The 18,008-nt window shown below is 72.7% G+C and carries 10 protein-coding genes, 1 tRNA gene and 1 pseudogene; 6 read left to right on the plus strand and 6 right to left on the minus strand.

Annotated elements, in window-relative coordinates:
• Together ACXJKA_RS06385 and ACXJKA_RS06390 are read left to right on the plus strand one after the other, a co-directional pair.
• A pseudogene (locus ACXJKA_RS06385) lies at window positions 1–826 on the plus strand (DNA polymerase Y family protein); the annotation flags it as partial.
• Window positions 819–4,391 carry an error-prone DNA polymerase gene (locus tag ACXJKA_RS06390; protein ID WP_456824349.1) on the plus strand — a complete coding sequence of 1,191 codons (3,573 nt, stop codon included), beginning with the start codon at window positions 819–821 and terminating at the stop codon, window positions 4,389–4,391. The pseudogene ACXJKA_RS06385 and the gene ACXJKA_RS06390, both read left to right, overlap by 8 nt.
• Window positions 4,392–4,394: 3 nt before the next feature.
• On the opposite strand, the gene ACXJKA_RS06395 is transcribed toward ACXJKA_RS06390, so the two are convergent.
• Complete coding sequence (locus ACXJKA_RS06395) at window positions 4,395–5,621, minus strand: AI-2E family transporter (protein ID WP_456824350.1); 1,227 nt, start codon at window positions 5,619–5,621, stop codon at window positions 4,395–4,397.
• 146 nt (window positions 5,622–5,767) lie between these two features.
• Here ACXJKA_RS06395 and ACXJKA_RS06400 point away from each other — a divergent pair.
• The 3 genes from ACXJKA_RS06400 (at window position 5,768) to ACXJKA_RS06410 (ending at window position 12,542) form a co-directional block, all read left to right on the plus strand.
• Window positions 5,768–5,850: transfer RNA gene (locus ACXJKA_RS06400), tRNA-Leu, on the plus strand.
• Window positions 5,851–6,014: 164 nt separating this feature from the next.
• Window positions 6,015–6,503, plus strand: a complete 489-nt coding sequence (locus ACXJKA_RS06405; RefSeq protein WP_456824351.1) for a flavodoxin domain-containing protein — start codon at window positions 6,015–6,017, stop codon at window positions 6,501–6,503.
• 303 nt (window positions 6,504–6,806) lie between these two features.
• The gene (locus ACXJKA_RS06410; protein ID WP_456824352.1) at window positions 6,807–12,542 is read left to right on the plus strand and encodes an Ig-like domain repeat protein; all 5,736 of its coding nucleotides are present in this window, start codon (window positions 6,807–6,809) and stop codon (window positions 12,540–12,542) included.
• A gap of 175 nt (window positions 12,543–12,717) precedes the next feature.
• Here ACXJKA_RS06410 and ACXJKA_RS06415 read toward each other — a convergent pair whose 3' ends face one another.
• Together ACXJKA_RS06415 and ACXJKA_RS06420 are read right to left on the minus strand one after the other, a co-directional pair.
• Entirely contained in the window at window positions 12,718–13,371 is a 654-nt protein-coding gene (locus ACXJKA_RS06415; protein ID WP_456824353.1) for a response regulator, read from the minus strand.
• On the minus strand, window positions 13,368–14,936 hold the full coding sequence (locus ACXJKA_RS06420) for a sensor histidine kinase (protein ID WP_456824354.1): 1,569 nt from the start codon (window positions 14,934–14,936) through the stop codon (window positions 13,368–13,370). The genes ACXJKA_RS06415 and ACXJKA_RS06420 overlap by 4 nt, the downstream gene beginning before the upstream one ends.
• A gap of 167 nt (window positions 14,937–15,103) precedes the next feature.
• Between ACXJKA_RS06420 and ACXJKA_RS06425 the strand changes: the two genes are divergently transcribed.
• On the plus strand, window positions 15,104–15,757 hold the full coding sequence (locus ACXJKA_RS06425; RefSeq protein ID WP_456824355.1) for a hypothetical protein: 654 nt from the start codon (window positions 15,104–15,106) through the stop codon (window positions 15,755–15,757).
• Between the two features lie 51 nt (window positions 15,758–15,808).
• Here the strand turns inward: ACXJKA_RS06425 and arr are convergent, their stop codons facing one another.
• From arr to ACXJKA_RS06440, 3 genes are read right to left on the minus strand one after another with little or no spacing between them, the layout of a single operon-like run.
• Window positions 15,809–16,237 carry an NAD(+)--rifampin ADP-ribosyltransferase gene (arr, locus tag ACXJKA_RS06430; protein WP_456824356.1) on the minus strand — a complete coding sequence of 143 codons (429 nt, stop codon included), beginning with the start codon at window positions 16,235–16,237 and terminating at the stop codon, window positions 15,809–15,811.
• A complete protein-coding gene (locus ACXJKA_RS06435) occupies window positions 16,234–17,331 on the minus strand; it encodes a winged helix DNA-binding domain-containing protein (protein WP_456824357.1) in 1,098 nt (365 codons plus the stop codon). The genes arr and ACXJKA_RS06435 overlap by 4 nt, the downstream gene beginning before the upstream one ends.
• A gap of 1 nt (window position 17,332) precedes the next feature.
• Complete coding sequence (locus ACXJKA_RS06440; protein WP_456824358.1) at window positions 17,333–17,953, minus strand: dihydrofolate reductase family protein; 621 nt, start codon at window positions 17,951–17,953, stop codon at window positions 17,333–17,335.
• Between the last annotated feature and the right edge of the window lie 55 nt (window positions 17,954–18,008).

Raw genomic sequence — 18,008 nt, forward strand, 5'->3', positions numbered from 1 at the left:
CGACCCCGACCCCGCCGCGCGTGCCCGCGCGCGGGCCGCACGGGACGCCGTCGCGTCCGGTCGGGACCCGTGGGCGCACGACGACCTGCCGACGAACCCGTGGCCGGACGAGGACTCTCGGTCCGTCACGCTGGTCCACCTCGCGGTCACCGCCCTCGACGTCGCTCCTGCGGGTGCCGAGCAGGGCCGACTGTGGGGCGGGCCGTCCGGTGGTGACCTGCGCGCGCACCGCGCGCTGGACCGGGTGCAGGGGATCGTCGGCGGGTCGGGGATCCTCGTCGCCACCCTGCAGGGCGGGCGCGACGTGCGGGACCAGGTGCACCTGCGGTCGTGGGGCGAGCAGACCGAGCCGGCGCGACCCGTGGACCGGCCGTGGCCGGGCAGGCTGCCCGACCCCGCACCGGCGACGGTGCTCGACCCGCCCCAGCGGGTCGACGTGCGCGACGCCGCCGGGGTGCCCGTGGTGCTCGACGTGCGCAGCGGGATGCGCGGCGAGCCGGCGTGGGTGCGGTGGCTGCCGCGCGAGCCGGACGACGCACCGGTGGCCGCCAGGCCGTCGGGTGCCCGCGGGCGGGCGGAGGGTCGTCGCCGGGTCGAGGCGTGGGATGTCGCCGTCGAGCGGGTGCGGTCCGCTGACGACGGGACCGGCTCGCCCAGCGCGGTGGTCGGGTGGGCCGGGCCGTGGCTGTTGAGCGAGCGCTGGTGGGCGACGGCCGACGACCGCCCCGGGCTGCGAGCGCACCTGCAGGTGACCTTCGACGACGGTCGCGCGGTGCTGCTGGCGTGCACGGCGAGCGGGTGGACGTGCGAGGCGACCTATGACTGAGGGGGTCCTTCCGCGCTACGCCGAGCTGCACGCCCACTCCGCGTTCAGCTTCCTCGACGGAGCCAGCCAGCCCGAGGAGCTCGCGGCCGAGGCGTCGCGGCTCGGGCTGCGCGCGCTCGGGCTCACCGACCACGACGGGCTCTACGGCGTGGTCCGGTTCGCGCAGGCGGCCAAGGCGGTCGGGCTGCCCACGGTGTTCGGTGCCGAGCTGCACCTGCCTGCGCCGGACGGTCGTCGGCACCCGCGGGAGAAGACGCGCGCCACCCCGGGGCCGCCGGTGCTCGACCTCCCCACCGGCATCCCGGACCCGCGGGCATCGCACCTGCTCGTCCTCGCCCGCGGGCCGGACGGCTACCGCGCGCTGTCCCGCGCGATCGCCGAGGCGCACCTGCGGACGGGGCAGAAGGGGGCCGCGGACTACCGGCTCGAGCAGCTCGCGGAGACCGCCGCCGGCCAGTGGCTGGTGCTCACGGGCTGCCGCAAGGGGTCCGTGCGGCGCGCGCTCGCGGGCGGGGACCCGTCGGGCGTCGCCGGGGTCAGCCCCACCGGGGTCGCCGCCGCGAGGACCGAGCTGGACCGGCTCGTCGCGCTGTTCGGGCGGGACAACGTGGCCGTCGAGGTCACCGCGGCCGGCGATCCGTACGACTCCGACCGCGCCGACGCGCTCGCGCACMTCGCGGCCGACGCCGGCCTCCCGCTCGTCGCCACCGGCAACGTGCACTACGCGACGCCACGGGACGCCGACCTCGCCGCCGCGCTCGCGGCGGTCCGCGCCCGGTCGTCGCTGGAGGACCTGGACGGCTGGCTGCCGGGCGGCCCGATGGCGCACCTGCGGTCGGCCACCGAGATGCTCGCGCTGCACCGTCGGCACCCCTCGGCGGTGGTGACCGCGGCCGACCTGGCCGACGAGTGCGCGTTCGACCTGTCGCTCGTCGCTCCCCAGCTGCCGCCCTACCCCGTGCCCGCGGGCCACACCGAGGCCACCTGGCTGCGCGAGCTGGTCCGCCGCGGCGCGCTCGAGCTGTACGGGCCACCGGAGACGGAGAAGGTCCCGGGTGCGTACGCGCAGCTGGCGCACGAGCTGCGCGTCATCGAGGACCTCGGCTTCCCGGGGTACTTCCTCGTGGTCTACGACCTGGTCGACTTCTGCCGCCGCAACGGGATCATGGCTCAGGGCCGCGGCTCGGCCGCCAACTCCGCGGTCTGCTACGCGCTGCGGGTGACCGCGGTCGACGCCGTCCGGCACGGGCTGCTGTTCGAGCGGTTCCTCGCCCCCGAGCGCGACGGGCCGCCGGACATCGACGTCGACATCGAGTCGGCGCGGCGCGAGGAGGTCATCCAGTACGTCTACGAGAAGCACGGACGTACACATGCCGCGCAGGTGGCCAACGTCATCTCCTACCGGCCGCGGTCGGCGGTCCGGGACGCCGCGCGGGCGCTCGGGTACGACGCCGGGCAGCAGGACGCGTGGGCGCAGTCGATCGAGCGGTGGGGGAGCCTGCGCTCGACCGCGCCGACCCCTCCGCCCGAGAAGCCGTCCGCGGGGCCGGGTCGGAAGGCGCGCCCGCACACCGGCCACACGGGACCGGTGCCCACCACCGCGCGCGAGGACCGCCGGCGCACGCAGGCCTCGATGTGGGGCAACACGTGGGAGCCGCCGTCGGTGCTGCGTGCCGCGAAGGGGGTGGAGACGCCGGGGCTGGCCACGGCCGACGGGCACGACGTCGTCCCGGCGGTCCGGCCACCGTCGGCGGACGACCTCGACGAGATCCCGGAGCAGGTCATCGACCTGGCGGACCGGTTCCTGCGCCTGCCGCGGCACCTCGGCATCCACTCCGGCGGCATGGTCATGTGCGACCGCCCGGTCATCGAGGTGTGCCCGGTGGAGTGGGCGCGGATGCCGGGCCGCACGGTGCTGCAGTGGGACAAGGAGGACTGCGCGGACGCGGGGCTGGTGAAGTTCGACCTGCTCGGGCTCGGCATGCTCACCGCGCTGCGCATCGGGTTCGGGTTCGTGCACGAGCACGAGGGCGAGGAGCTCGACCTGCACGGGCTGCCGGCCGAGGACACGCGCGTGTACGACCTGCTCAGCGCGGCAGACACCGTCGGGGTGTTCCAGGTGGAGTCGCGCGCGCAGATGGGCACGCTGCCGCGCCTGCAGCCGCGCACGTTCTACGACATCGTCATCGAGGTCGCCCTCATCCGCCCCGGCCCCATCCAGGGCGGCTCGGTGCACCCGTACATCGAGCGCGCGCACGGACGCCAACCGGTCACGTACCTGCACCCGCTGCTGGAGAAGTCGCTGGCCAAGACCAAGGGCGTCCCGCTGTTCCAGGAGCAGCTCATGCAGATGGCCATCGACGTCGCCGACTTCACGCCGGCGGAGGCCGACCAGCTGCGGCGGGCGATGGGGTCCAAGCGCTCGACCGAGCGGATGGAGGCGATGCGCGGGCGGCTGATGTCCGGCATGGCCGGGCACGGGATCGACGAGAAGACCGGGGCGGAGATCTTCGACAAGCTCAGGGCGTTCGCCGACTTCGGGTTCCCGGAGTCGCACGCCTACTCGTTCGCGTTCCTGGTGTACGCCAGCGCGTGGCTGAAGGTGTACCACCCGGCCGCGTTCTACGCGGGGCTGCTGGCCGCGCAGCCGATGGGCTTCTACTCGCCGCAGAGCCTGGCGGCCGATGCGCGCCGGCACGGCCTGGAGGTGCTGCGCCCGGACGTGCAGGCGTCGGATGCGCTGGCGCGCGTCGAGCGGCTGGGTCCGACGCCGGACGGCGGCGAGCCGCTCCTCGTCCCCGCGCCGAGCGGCACCGGTCCGGTCACCGCGCCGGGGGTGCGCACGGGGGACGGGACGCGGTCCCTCGCGGTCCGGCTGGGGCTCTCGTCGGTCCGGTCGGTGGGGGAGGACGTCGCGCAACGGGTGGTCGACGAGCGCCGCGCGCACGGCCCGTTCGCCGACCTGCGCCAGCTGGTCCGACGGGTGCAGCTGTCGACGGCGCAGCTCGAGGCCCTCGCCACCGCCGGCGCGCTCGACAGCCTGGACGTCACTCGGAGGGAGGCGCTCTGGGCCGCCGGCGCGCTCGCGCAGGAGGGACCGGACACGCTGCCGGGCGTCTCGGTGGGGGTGAGCGCGCCGATGTTGCCTGGGCTCAGCGATGTCGAGATCGCCACCGCGGACGTGTGGGCGACGGGCGTCTCGGTCGACTCCTACCCGACGCAGTTCGTCCGCGACGGGCTCGACGCGGCGGGGGTCCTGCGGGTCGAGCAGGCGTACACCCACGAGCTCGGGCGGCGGGTCGCCGTCGCCGGCGTCGTGACCCACCGGCAGCGGCCGGGTACCGCGGGCGGGATCACGTTCCTGTCGCTCGAGGACGAGACCGGGCTGCTCAACATCATCTGCTCGGCAGGGTTGTGGCAGAAGTTCCGCAAGGTCGCCCGCACGTCACGGGCGCTCGTCGTTCGCGGTCGGCTGGAGCGGTCGGACGGGGCGACCAACCTGGTGGCCGAGCACCTGAGCGCCATGTCGCTGAAGGTCCGGACGGCGTCGCGGGACTTCCGGTGACGCTCAGGCCTGGGTGACGGCCTCGTCGTCGTCGAGATGCTGCGTGTCGTCCACCGGCTCGACCTCGTCGTCCGCCTCGTCCTCGTCCATCGGCGGGTCCATCGTGCGCAGCCGCGCGAAGATCGCCCAGCAGACCGCCACGAGCGGGACGGCGATGACCGCGCCGAGGATCCCCGCGGTCAGGGTTCCCGCGGTGACGGCCAGCGCGATGATCACCGGGTGCAGCGCCACCTGCTTGCCCATCACGATCGGCTGCAGGAAGTGCCCCTCGAACTGGCCGATCAGGGCGATGCCGGCACCGACGAGCGCCGCCGACAGCAACCCGTTCGCGGCGAGAGCCACGATCATCGCCACCACCATCGCCAGCGGAGCGCCGATCAGCGGGATGAACGCACCGATGAACACCAGCACCGCGAGCGGGGCGGACAGCGGCACCCGAAGGATGGTCAGCAGGATGAAGGCCAGGATCCCGTCGGTGACCGCGATGATCACCGTGCCGCGCGTGTAGCCGGAGAACGTGTACCAGCCGGCGCCGCCCGCGGTCTTCCAGTTCTCGCGCACGCGAGCGGGCAGCTGGTTGAGGAACCACGTCCACATCTCGCGCCCACGCGCCAGGAAGAACACCGTGCAGAAGATGGCCAGCGCGAGCGCGGTGAACACCTCGACCACGGAGCCGGCTCCGGCGGCCGCCTGGCCCGCCAGGTCACCGGCGTGCTCCTGCACCCACTTCTGGCCGTTGTTGATCCACTCGGCGATCTGGTCGTTCGTGATGGTGAACGGCAGGTTCCCGCTCTCCAGGAAGTCGGTGATCTGCCCGATGCCGTCGCTGAACTGCTCGGTGAGGTCGGTCCACTGGTTGGCGATCGAGTACCCGACGTACGTCAGGAGCCCCAGGAAGAAGACGATGCCGCTGAGGAGTGCCAGGGCGGTCGCGAGCCCGCGGGGCATCGACCGGGCGAGGAAGTCGACGAGCGGCCGCAGGACCGCGGTGAACACGCACGCCAGGAACAGCGCCACGAACAGCAGCTGCACGCGACCCGTGACGTAGAAGATCAGCGCGACCATCGCGATGACGACCAGCAGCCGCCACGAGGTGCCTGCTGCGTTGCGCAGCCATCGCGGAGCGGTGTGCTCGACCCCKTACGCGCTCGGGTTGCGCCGCGCGCCGGCGACCTTGCGCGCCGATGGGGTGGACGTGGTCCGTCCGGTCGAGCTGCTGGCGTCGGTCATGGGGCTCCCTGCATCACAGCCGGTGACGGCCGGTCCCGGCGTCTGCGGCAAGTCTGCCTCGCACGCGCGATGCGTGCCCGGGCGCCGCGCCGTGCTATCTTTTCTGCCGCACCTGAGGGCGCCTCCGGGTGCCCTGCGGTCCACCTGTCCGGGTGGCGGAATGGCAGACGCGCTAGCTTGAGGTGCTAGTGCCCGAAAGGGCGTGGGGGTTCAAGTCCCCCTCCGGACACTCGTTGAGACAGCGACGAAAGTGCCCCTGATCTGCGGAGACGCGGATCGGGGGTTTTTTCGTCTCGTGAGCTCGGGACCTCTGGCCCTGGTCGCCGTCGGCCGCACGACGACGATGGAGTTGTCGGTCACCACGGGGTGGCCGCCGCGATCGGGGAGGACATCATGACGCGCGTGCTGGTCGCCTACGGGAGTACCCGAGGCGGCACCGAGGGTGTGGCGGAGACGATCGGCGAGGACCTGCGTGAGCACGGTCACGATGCCGTCGTCCGACCTGCCGCCGAGGTCGAGCGACTTACGGACGTCGACGCGGTCGTCGTCGCGGGTGCGCTCTACGCGGGCCGTTGGCACAAGGACGCGCGCCGGTTCGTCCGCCGCCACGCGCAGGGGCTGTCCCAGGTTCCGGTCTGGCTCGTCGCCACCGGTCCGCTCGACGCGACCGCGACGACAGGGGAGATCGGGCCCGTCGGCCAGGTGCGGGCCGCCGCGAAGCAGATCGACGCACGCGGGACGGTGACGTTCGGGGGGCGGCTGCTCCCGGATGCCACCGGGTTCCCGGCCTCCGCCATGGCGAAGAAGATGGCGGGCGACTGGCGGGACCCACAGCAGATCGCTCGGTGGGTGGACACGATCGACGAGGAGCTCGCGAAGTAGCGCGACGACCACCAGCCCGCCCGAGCCCGACCGGTGGCCCGGGCGTCTGCCCGCGCGCACCGGTCACGGGGATGCGCGACCTGACGTCATGCGCGGTGTGCGCGCACCCCAACCCACAGCCCCCGCCCAGGAGTGTCACAGGACTTTTGTCCCTAGTGTCCGTTTTGCGTCAGGTGGATACCTAGAAGCCAGATCCGCACCGCGCGGCAACCAGTCGTGCGGAGTTCCGAGACTGGCGAGGACGTCATGAGGTCATCAACGGGGATTGTGCACAGGGGCACCTTCGGGCCGGCGGGGAGGACGGTGGCGGCCCTCTTAGGTGCCGTCTTCGCCGTGATGATGTCGGGACCGGTCGCGGCTGCGGCCGCCGGCCCGCTCGTCGCGGCGACGCCGAGCAGCCCCACCGACGAGTCGAGGGTGCCGCACTACTTCGGCCCCTACCCCAACTGGGCGAACAGCCCGCAGGCGCTCGCGGACGCGGTCGTCACGCTGAGCAACGGCGGCGGCACGGGAGCCGAGGCCACGGCGACCGTCAACCCGAAGACCGGTGGCATCGACGCGATCACCGTCACGCAACCGGGCAGCGGATACACCACGCCGCCCGACGTCGCCGTCACGGCGGCGGGCGTCACCCCGACCCTCGCAGCGGCCACCGCCGCGATCTCGACGGGCGTGATCACGAGCATCGCGGTCGACGAGCCGGGCTTCGGGTTCGTCGCCCCGGTGGTCACCCTGACGGGTGGCAACCCGACTCCGGGCCTCGAGGCGACGGCGGTCGCGAGCGGCGGTGTCGACGACGTCAGGCTCACCGACCCCGGCAGCGGCTACACGATCCAGCCGATCGTGAAGTTCACGCTGCCCGACATTCCCGGTGGCACGCCTGCGACTGCGACGGCGACCATGGACGCGAACGGCGTGGTCACCGCGATCGAGGTCGTCGATGCCGGCTCCGGCTACACCACGGCCCCGACCGTCACGATCCTCGACGGCGACCAGGTCAACGCGACGGCGGCGACCGCCGAGGCGACGGTCGGGATCGGCCAGATCGACGTCACGACGGGCGGCGAGGGATACGACTCCGCTCCGGTGGTCGCGATCACCGACACCGTCGGGACCGCCGACAAGGGTGCGAGCGCCACTGCGACCGTCGCGGTCAAGGGCGCCGTCACGGGCATCACCGTCACGAGCCCCGGGGCCGGCTACCTGACGCCCGGGCTGAAGAAGTTCGTCGACACCCTGCCGGGTCTGGGCCCGGACGGGGCGAACGACCTCGGCCAGTACATCCCGGTCGCGGTCCCGGACACGACCACCTATCCCGGCACGGACTACTACGAGATCGCGGTGGTCCAGTACCGCATGAAGTTCCACCGCGACCTCCCGGCGACGTTGCTGCGGGGCTACGTGCAGCTCTCCACGAGCGTGGTGCCCGGGCGCCAAGTCGCGCTCAGCAACGCCAACCTCGACCCGACCGTCGCCGACACGCCGATCACGGGGTTCACCGGGGTCGACGACCCGCACTACCTCGGCCCGACGATCGTCGCGACGAAGGACAAGCCCGTCCGGATCCTGTTCCGCAACCTGCTCCCGACGGGTGTCGCGGGCGACCTCTTCCTGCCCGTCGACACCTCGCTGATGGGCTCCGGGGCAGGTCCCGACATGATGACGCTGGACGCGAACGGCGTGCCGATGGAGATGGCCGCCGACGAGGGCACCGTCACGGACGGGGTGCGCAACCCCATGTGCGGACAGACCCCCAAGCCCCGGACCTGCTACTCGGAGAACAGGGCGACCCTGCACCTGCACGGCGGCATCACGCCGTGGATCAGCGACGGCACCCCGCACCAGTGGGTGACGCCCGCCGGCGAGGACACGGCGTACCCGACGGGCGTCAGCGTGAGCAACGTCCCCGACATGCCCGACCCGGGCCCGGGCGCGCAGACCTTCTTCTACACGAACCAGCAGAGCGCGCGGCTGATGTTCTACCACGACCACTCCTGGGGCATCACGCGGCTCAACGTGTACGCCGGCGAGGCCTCGGCATACCTGATCACCGACCCGATGGAGCAGAGCCTCATCGCTCCCGGAGGCGCACTTGACGGCTTGGGCCTCGGGACCCCGCTGGTCGTCGAGGACAAGACCTTCGTGCCGAGCGCGGCGACCATGGCCCAGCAGGACCCGACGTGGGATGCCGCGAAGTGGGGTGGCATGGGCAGCCTGTGGGCCCCGCACGTCTACATGCCCGCGCAGAACCCCGGCTCCGCCTCGGGCATGAGCTCGTTCGGACGCTGGATGTACGGCCCGTGGTTCTGGCCGCCGGCCAAGGACGCCACGTACCCGCCGATCGACAACCCGTACTACGACCCGACCTGCGACCCGGACGTGCAACCGTTCTGCGAGCCGCCGCAGATCCCGTCCACCCCGAACGTCTCAGTGGGCATGGAGGCCTTCAACGACACGCCCACTGTCAACGGCACGGCCTACCCGACGACGACCGTCGACCCGAAGTCGTACCGCTACCGCGTCCTGAACGCGTCCAACGACCGCTTCTGGAACCTCTCCTGGTACGTCGCGGACCCGACGACGGGCACGCTCAGCGAGGTCGCCCTCAAGACGTCCGAGCTCGAGGCCGCGCAGACCGACCCGGTGGTCTTCCCGACTCCTGACCTGGCGAAGAGCCCCAAGGGCCCGAGCTGGGTCCAGATCGGCACCGAGGGTGGCTTCCTGCCCGCCCCGGTCATCGTCCCGGCGCACGAGACCACCTGGATCACCGACCCGACGCGGTTCGACGTGGGCAACGTCGACCAGCACTCCCTGCTGCTCGCACCGGCCGAGCGGGCCGACGTCATCGTCGACTTCTCGCAGTACCGGGGCAAGACGCTCATCCTGTACAACGACGCCCCTGCGGCCTTCCCGGCACGCGTCCCCGGCTACGACTACTACACCGGCGGACCGGACCTCTCCCCGGCCGGTGCACCGAGCACGCTGCCCGGGTACGGACCGAACACGCGCACCGTCATGCAGGTGAAGGTGTCGAGCGCCGCACCCGCCACCGCGTTCGACCGGCCGAACACCACGGCCGACCGCATGGGCGCGCTCGTGACGGCGTTCGCGCACCACGCCGACGGCTCCGGGGTCTTCGAGTCCGGCTCGGACCCGGTCATCGTCGGGCAGGACGCGTACGACTCCGCCTACGGGACGGACTTCGCGGCCACCGGCAACTGCAGCGGGCCGAACCCGGCGCCGAAGTGCGATGGCTTCGCCCGTATCCACCAGCAGGGCGGCGACCCGTTCACGTTCGACACGCTCGCCGGCACGAAGCTGTCGATCCCGCTGCAGGGCAAGGGGATCCACGACGAGATGAACTCGGCCAACTTCGACGAGTGGGGACGGATGACGGCCAACATGGGCCTCGAGGCGCCGGGGGCGACCCCGCTGCTGCAGAACATCATCCTGTACCCGTTCGTCAACCCCGCGACCGAGCTGCTCGACACCACAGGTCTGCCCAGCAGCCTGGACGTCACACCGATCTCGTCGTCGGCGGACGGCACCCAGATCTGGAAGATCACGCACAACGGCGTGGACACCCATCCGCTGCACTTCCATCTCTACGACGTGCAGCTGATCAACAGGGTCACCTGGGACAACATCATCATCCCGCCTGATCCCACCGAGCTGGGCTGGAAGGACACGGTCAGAGTCAGTCCGCTCGAGGACACCATCGTCGCCGTGCGTCCGATCGTCCCGACGCTCCCGTTCGGCGTCCCCGACAGCGTGCGGCCGCTGAACCCGATGATGCCCATCGGCGCCAAGGGGTCGCTCAACGGCCCCAACGGCACCGAGGCGGGCTTCAACAACACCGACACCAACGGCAACCCCGTCGCGCCCATCGAGAACGTGCTCGCCGACTTCGGGTGGGAGTACGTGTGGCACTGCCACATCCTCAGCCACGAGGAGATGGACATGATGCGGCCGGTGTCGGTGCACGTGGCCAGGGCGCTGCCTGACGCGCCGGTTCTGACGTTCACCCGGGGAAGCGTGGACCTCGCGTGGACGGACGGGACTCCGGTCGACTACGCGCAGCCGTCGACGTGGACGAACGCGGGGACCGCGGAGGTCGGCTTCCGCATCGAGCGGGCCGAGGTCACCGACGGCGTCGTGGGGGCCTACGCGGTCGTCGCCAACGCCCCGGCCAACTCGACGACGTACTCCGACAACCCGCCCGACCCGACGGCGACCTACACCTACCGGGTCATCGCCTGGAACGCGGCCGGCGACTCGCCGTCCAACGACGTCACGGTCGTGGGTCTGCCCAAGGCCCCGACGGCACTGGCGGCCGTGGTCGAGTCGGCGCCGGCGCTGCCGGCCGGCGCGCAGGTGGCGGTCAGCTGGACCAACAACGCGTCCGACGCGACGAGCATCGTGCTCGAGCGTGCCGTGGGCGCCGGACCGTTCGGCGTGCTGGCCACGCTCGCGCCCGACGCCACCGGCTACACGGACGTCGCTGTCGGCCCTGGTCCGTACAGCTACCGCGTCGCCGCGGTGAACGCGATCGGCACGTCCGCGTACGCGGGCCCGGTCACGGTGGACGTCCCCAAGCCAGGGTCGACGACGGTCGTGCTGAACGCACCGAACCCGTCGTCCGTGGGCCAGGACGTCACCTTCACCGCCACGGTGAACGCGCTGCTGGCTGCGGGCACGCCGACCGGCGACGTCACGTTCGCGGTGAACGGCACGGGCACCACGGTGGCGCTGGACGCCGCCGGCTCGGCGACGTTCACGACGAACGCCCTGCCCGCGGGGGTGTACCCCGTCACGGTCGACTACGCCGGTGACGCCGTGTTCCTCCCGAGCTCGGCGTCGACGACGCAGACCGTGGACAAGACCGCGACGACGACCGCCGTCGTCAGCAGCGCGAACCCGTCGACCGTCGGCGGCAACGTGGTCTTCACGACGACGGTCAGCCCGTCGACCGCGACCGGGACGGTCCAGCTCACGATCGACGGCGTCGCCGTGGGTGCCCCCGTACCTCTCGTCGGTGGACAGGCTGACGTAGCGACGACCGCACTCACGGTCGGAACCCACGCCGTGGTCGCGACCTACAGCGGTGACGTCGCCTACCTCGGCAGCACCAGCCCGACGCTCACCCAGACTGTGGGCTCCGGGCTACGGGCTACCACCACGGTGGTGAGGAGCAACCGCGCACCGTCGACCTACGGGCAGGCCGTCACGTTCACGGCCACGGTCCGACCGACGACGGGCACCGGCATCCCGGCCGGCACGGTGCAGTTCACCGTCGACGGAGTCGACGTGGGCGGACTGGTGACGCTGAGCGCCAACGGGCGGGCGACGTACGCCACCTCCGCGCTGACCGGAGGCAGTCACTCGGTCATCGCGACCTACGGCGGCTCCGCCGTCTTCGCCGGAGGCAGCAGCGCGTTGCTCACGCAGGTCGTGAACCAGGCGACGTCCTCCACCGCCGTCACGAGCAGCCGCAACCCGTCGGTGTTCGGGCAGACGGTCACCTTCACGGCTCGGGTGACTCCCGCCGCGGCGACCGGGAGCGTGCAGTTCGTCGTCGACGGCAGTGCGGTGGGCGGTCCGGTGGCGCTCGATGCGACCGGGCGCGCCCGGTTCGTCACCAGTGCCATGGTGCCGGGGACGCACACCGTGTCGGCGGCCTACGGCGGGAGCGTCAACTTCCGCGCCAGCACGTCCGCAGTGCGGTCGCAGACGGTGAACAAGGCGTCCAGCAGGTCTGTCGTCACCTCCAGCGGCACCCCTGCCCCGCGGGGATCCACGGTGGTTCTCACGGCCACCGTCACAGCGGTCGCGCCGGGGGTGGGCACCCCGAGCGGCACCGTGCAGTTCCGGATCGACGGCTCCGCCGTCGGCGCACCGGTGGTGCTCAACGCGAGCGGCCAGGCCGCCTACTCGACGAGCACGTTGACCACGGGCAGGCACACCGTGTCCGTCGTCTACAGCGGGAGCGCCGGGTTCAACGCCAGCACGAGCGGGAACCTCACGCAACGGATCCAGTAGCCGTCGCGTGGCCGGGACGGGAGGAGCCGCTGCTCCTCCCGTCCCGGCGCGCCCCGGGGTACTGGCCGGACCGGGGAAGGAGCCGGACTGCCGTCGACGGCAGCGTCGCGAGGTCCTCTCGCAGGACGATGTGAGGCCCCGTGTGTTCTCGGGAGCGCCCAGCCCCGGATGTGTGTCAGCTCGCGCCGAGGCCGGCCCGGTGCGCCACGACGACGGCCTGCACTCGATCGCGCACTCCGAGCTTCGCGAGGATGCGGGCGACGTGCGTCTTGACGGTCGTCTCCGCGAGGTAGAGCTCGGCAGCGATCTCGGCGTTCGACGAGCCCCGCGCCAGCACGCGGAGCACGTCCCGCTCGCGGTCGGTGAGGTCGTCGAGCCCGGGCGGGCGGTCCGCGCCCGGCTTCATCACGTACGTCTCGACGAGGCGCAAGACGACACTCGGCCCCAGCGTCGTCTCGCCCGCCGCGCACGCCTTGACGCCGGCGATCAGCCGGTCCGGCCGGGTCGTCTTGAGCAGGAAGCCGCTCGCGCCGGCCCGCAGGCCGTCGAGGACGTACTCGTCGAGGTCGAACATCGTGAGGATCAGGACGCGCGGTCGGGACGAGGCCGACGTGCTGGTGAGGCGCGCGGTCGCCGTGATCCCGTCGCCGCCCGGCATCTCGACGTCCATGAGCACGACGTCCGGGTGGAGGCGCTGCGCGAGCTGCACGGCGCTCACGCCGTCGCTCGCTTCGCCGACCACGTCGAGGTCGCCGTCGCTGCGCAGCACGGTGACGAGCCCCGCCCGGAGCAGGTCGTTGTCGTCCACCACGAGCACGCGGACGCTCACGGCACGACCACCGGCGTGGCGGGCATCCACGCGTCGACGACGAACCCGCCGCCCTCCCGCGGCCCGGTCGTGAGCGTGCCGCCGACGAACTCGACCCGCTCGGCGAGGCCGACCAGGCCGTAGCCTCGCCCGCTGGTGCCGAGGGCTGGGCTGTCGACGTCGACGACGCGCACGGTCACGCCGTCGGGGCGGGCGTCGATGGAGACCTCGGCCGCGCTGCCGGGCGCGTGGCGCACCACGTTGGTGAGCGCCTCCTGGACCACCCGGTGGACGGTCGGCAGCAGCGCGTCCGGCACCGTGCCCTTCGTCGTGAGCGCGACGGGTGTCCCGGCTGCGCGCACGCGGTCGACGAGCGAGCCGACGTCGGCCATCGACCGCGATGCGGACGACTGGGCGGGGATCAACCGGTCGAGCTCGGCGAGGGTCGACCGAGCCGTGTCGCGGACGACCGCAACGCATCGCTCCACGTCCTGCGGGTGCCGTGGCCACGACACCTGACCCGCCGACGCCTGGACGGCGATCAGCCCGACGGCGTGCGACACCACGTCATGCAGGTCGCGTGCAAAACCCGATCGTGCCGCGGTCACCGCCTCGAGTGCGGCGGCGCCGAGCTCCGCCTCGCGCAGGCGGATTGCCGTACGAGACTCTCGCTCGCGCCGTCGCGCCCAGCGCACCGCAAGACCGCCGCCCACGGCCCCGGCCAGGATCAGGACGACCGCCGCGACGTTCTCCGGGGCGGAGAGCTGGACGCTGAGGAGGGACGTCGACACCAGGGCGGCGGCGGCGACCCCGTCGGGGCTCCAGGACCTGGCGCGGCTCGCCACCGTCCACAGCAGCGAGCCGAGCGTGCCGATCGCCCAGAACGAGGGCATCACCGACGCGTCCAGCACGATGCCCAGGCCGAACACCACCGCCACGAGAAGGCACCCGAGGCCCGGAGCGGTACGTCGCAGCAGCACCGGCGCGGCGGCGAGCGCCGTCATCCCGACCGACGCACCCGACGCGGCGGCGCCCTCCATCCCGGAGAACGTCAGGGTCTCGACGACCGCCAGCGCGACGAGCGCGACGGCGATCACGACGTCCGCGCGGTTCAGTCGGGTGCCGACCGTCGGGTCCGTGGGTCGGTCGTCGGGGGGTGGATCTGCACGCAGCAGCCCGAGCTGGCGGCGAAGCTCGCTCGTGGCGAGCTGGGTCTGCTCGTGCACACGACGCAGTGCGGGAACCGGGTGGTCCGCGTCGAGGTGATCGACCTCGTCGAGGACGCTCCGCAGGCAGCCGCGCAGGACCACGAGGGTGTCCGCGTGCAGGCGRCGGCTCTCGTCGTGCACGGCGGCGAGCGCGACGTCGTCCGGACGGGTCTGGGTGAGGCGCTGCGCTCGGGCCGACTCCTGACGGGCGCGGTGCGCCGCGACCACCGCGAGACGGACCGCTACCCCGAGGCTCGCAAGCAGGACGGTGCCGAACAACCAGTTCGCCCAGCCGGCGCCGTCGAGCGCGGCGGCGATACCGGCCACCGCTGCGGCGACCAGCACGATCACTGCGTCGAGCCGACCGGGTCGCCTCATGCCGTCGAGCATAGGGAGGACAGGAGCGGTGCGGATCGTCCTCACGGACGACCTTTGTCGTCCGCGCGGCGACGCGACCGGGTGGCTCGAGGAGGACGCCGCCGCGGGTGACCGGTCCCTAGCGTCGATCCCATCGACCGCGACCGACGAAGCCCGAAGGAGCAGACATGTCCCCGACGCGTACCCCGCTCTCGACGCACCACAAGCTCGCGCTGGCCGGCGCGATCGTGCTGTCGACCTACGCCCTCGCCGACGCGATCTACCACGGGACCACCGGCGAGAACCTCCCGTACGACCCGATGACCTCTCCTGCGGGCTGGGCATACTTCGCGATGCTGCTGCACGGCTACACCTACGTGACCCTCGGGATCGTGCTCCTGCGTGAGGGTCCGCGCTTCGCCGGGACGAACCGCGTCGCCCGGGGGACGCGGAGGGTGCTGCTCGGCAGCCTGGCGGTGCTCGCCACCTGGTTCGGCGTCCTCGGACCGCTCGCGATCGCCGCTGGGCACCCGGAGTGGACGATCGCGGCGGCTGTCTCGAGCGTGAGCGGGCTCGCGTTCGTCGGGCTCATCGGCGGAAGCACCGTGCTCGGACTGGCGCTGCTGCGCGACCGGTCGCTGGGGTACGGCGCCCGGGTCCTGCAGGCGATGCTGCCCGCGTTCGCACTGATGGTTTTCGTGGCGTGGGTCGCCTACGACTTCGCGCACCCGGCGTACGTCGAGACCGTCCTGCAGTTCGGGATCGCACTCCTCGGAGTCGGCGTCGTGACCAGCGGCGTCGCCACGGGCGGGAGCGCAGAGAAGGTGCCGCAGGTCCGCTGAGCCCGAGGGGCGCAGCTCGGGTCGCACCCCCGGCCGACGCAGGTCCGCCGGTCAGTCGTCGATCTCCTCGGCGCCCCGGCCGGCGAGGTCGGCCAGGTGCGCCCGCATCGCCGCGAGCTGGTCGGGCGGGTGCCCCACCCAGTCCTCGAGCTCGCCGACGACCCGCACGGGCTCCCGGGTCCGGTAGGACCGCGTCGGGTTGCCCGGGAACCTCTTGTCGGTCACGTTGGGGTCGTCCTCGAGAGGCCCGGTCGGCTCCACGACGTAGATCCGACCCGGGCCGTCCCCCTGCGCCAGCTCCGCGCCCCACGTCGCCGCGTCGAGCGTCGCGGTCACGTAGACGTGCCCCGCCGTCCGACCGCCCCCGAAGTTCGACGTGCGGCCGGGCTCCAGCAGGTCGCCCACGGCCAGGTCCGCCTTCGTGCCGTGGAAGTAGGCGCCCGACGGGTGGACCTCGAAGGGCGTCGGCCCGTCCGTCATGCGCCCTCCCACGTTCGCGCGTCCGTGCGGAGCGGTCGGTCGAGGATCGTCGCGAGCCGCTCGACCTCGGCCGCCACAGCCTCGCGCTCGCCGGGGTCGGCGTCGGGGAACCAGGTCACGACGACCTCGTCTGCCGCCCACGACCAGGTGCCGCTGACGACGCCGCCGACGAGGGCGACGTTGGCCCCGCGACTGACCTCGCCGCGGTGCGCCGGCGGCACGACGTGCCGGTCGGCCGTCCCGGGGCCGAGGACCCACTGGTCGTACCGGGGAAGGAGCCGGACGGCCGTCGACGGCGGCGTCGCGACCAGCGCGTCGAGGTCCTCGCGCAGGACGAGGGCCGGTTCGCCGTCCACGTCGATCTCGGTGAGGCGGTCGTCGACGTCGGCGAGCCAGCTCCGGATGCGCTTGCGGGCGGCGCCGAGCCCCTCGCCGAGCCAGTACTGGAGGTGGTCGGGCGTCGTCGGCCCGTACGCCCGGACGTAGGACTCGACCGCGTGCCGCCCGGCGTCGTCGACGTCGACGAGCCCGGTCCACCGGGGGTTGGTGTCGAGGCGCTGGAAGGTCGACTGCCCGTCGCGCGGGGCACCGAAACTCAGGTCGCCCTGCCAGGCGAGCGGCTTGAGCAGCGTCCAGGTGACCTCCAGGCGCCGGAACGCGGGGTGCGCGGTGACGGCCGCCGTCAGCTCGGCGAACGTGAGCGGACCGTCGGCGAGAGTCTCCCGGACCACCCCGCGGAAGGCYGGCCAGTCGGACGGTGCCAGGCCGTAGTAGGTCTGCCAGCTGGGCAGCTCCCACATCCGGCTCGAGGCCCGCAGGGCCAGGTACGCGCCGGCGTCCTCGGGCGTCATCAGGTGGACGGCGCCGCGGAAGGCGAACGTCGTGATCAGCTCGCCGTCCGCCAGGGCGCGAGCGACGTCCCCGGGCCGCTGGCTCCGGCGCCGGACGCCGACGGCGAGCTCGACGGCGGTGTCGTGCTGGGCCGGGACCGCGCCCAGGGTGCGTACGACGTCCGCGGCCGACCCGTCGCCGACCGGCTCGAGCAGGTGTCGTCGCAGCCGCCACGCGAGGGCCTGCGGCCACCCGATCGACACGTCAGTCCTGACCGGCGCCCGGGACGTTGTCGGTCACGTCGTCGTACGACGCGGTGCTGGGCAGCTCGCTCGGCGCGTAGATCAGCCGCACGACGCCCGTCGGGAAGATGTCGGAGCGCACCAGCCGCAGCGGGTAGACGGGCTCGCCCTCGTCGAACAGCCGCTCGCCGCGCCGGGCGGCGACAGGGTGCACGAGCAGGCGCAGCTCGTCGATCAGGCCCGCCGCGAACAGCTGGCGGACCACCGAGATCGACCCAGCCACGAGGATCTTGCCCACGCCCGGCTCGGCCTTGACCGCCGTGATCGCCTCGATGAGGTCGCCGCGCACCGCCTCGGCGTTGCGCCAGCCGAGGTCCTGGGACCCGCGGGTGGCGACGATCTTGCGGAGGTCGCCCAGCTGCACGGCGAACGTGGCGTCCGGGCCGCCGGCGGTCTCGCGGCCCGGCCACGCACCGGCGAAGCTGTCGTAGGTCACGCGCCCGAGCAGCAGCACGTCGGTCCCCTCGTAGTCCTCGCCCACCGCGGCACCCATGTGGTCGTCGAAGTACGGGAAGTGCCAGGCGGGGTCGATCTCGACCACGCCGTCGAGCGAGATGAACAGGGTCGAGACGATCGTCGCCATGGGGTCCTCCACTCAGCGCGACCGCGCCGCACGGTCGCTCGACACGATCAGACCG

The sequence above is a fragment of the Cellulomonas sp. P5_E12 genome, assembly GCF_054049315.1.

Coding starts and splice junctions, on each gene's coding strand:
- ACXJKA_RS06405 (WP_456824351.1), top strand. CDS start 6,015: ATGACGCGCGTGCTGGTCGCCTACGGGAGTACCCGAGGCGGCACCGAG.
- ACXJKA_RS06425 (WP_456824355.1), top strand. CDS start 15,104: ATGTCCCCGACGCGTACCCCGCTCTCGACGCACCACAAGCTCGCGCTG.
- arr (WP_456824356.1), bottom strand. CDS start 16,237: ATGACGGACGGGCCGACGCCCTTCGAGGTCCACCCGTCGGGCGCCTAC.
- ACXJKA_RS06440 (WP_456824358.1), bottom strand. CDS start 17,953: ATGGCGACGATCGTCTCGACCCTGTTCATCTCGCTCGACGGCGTGGTC.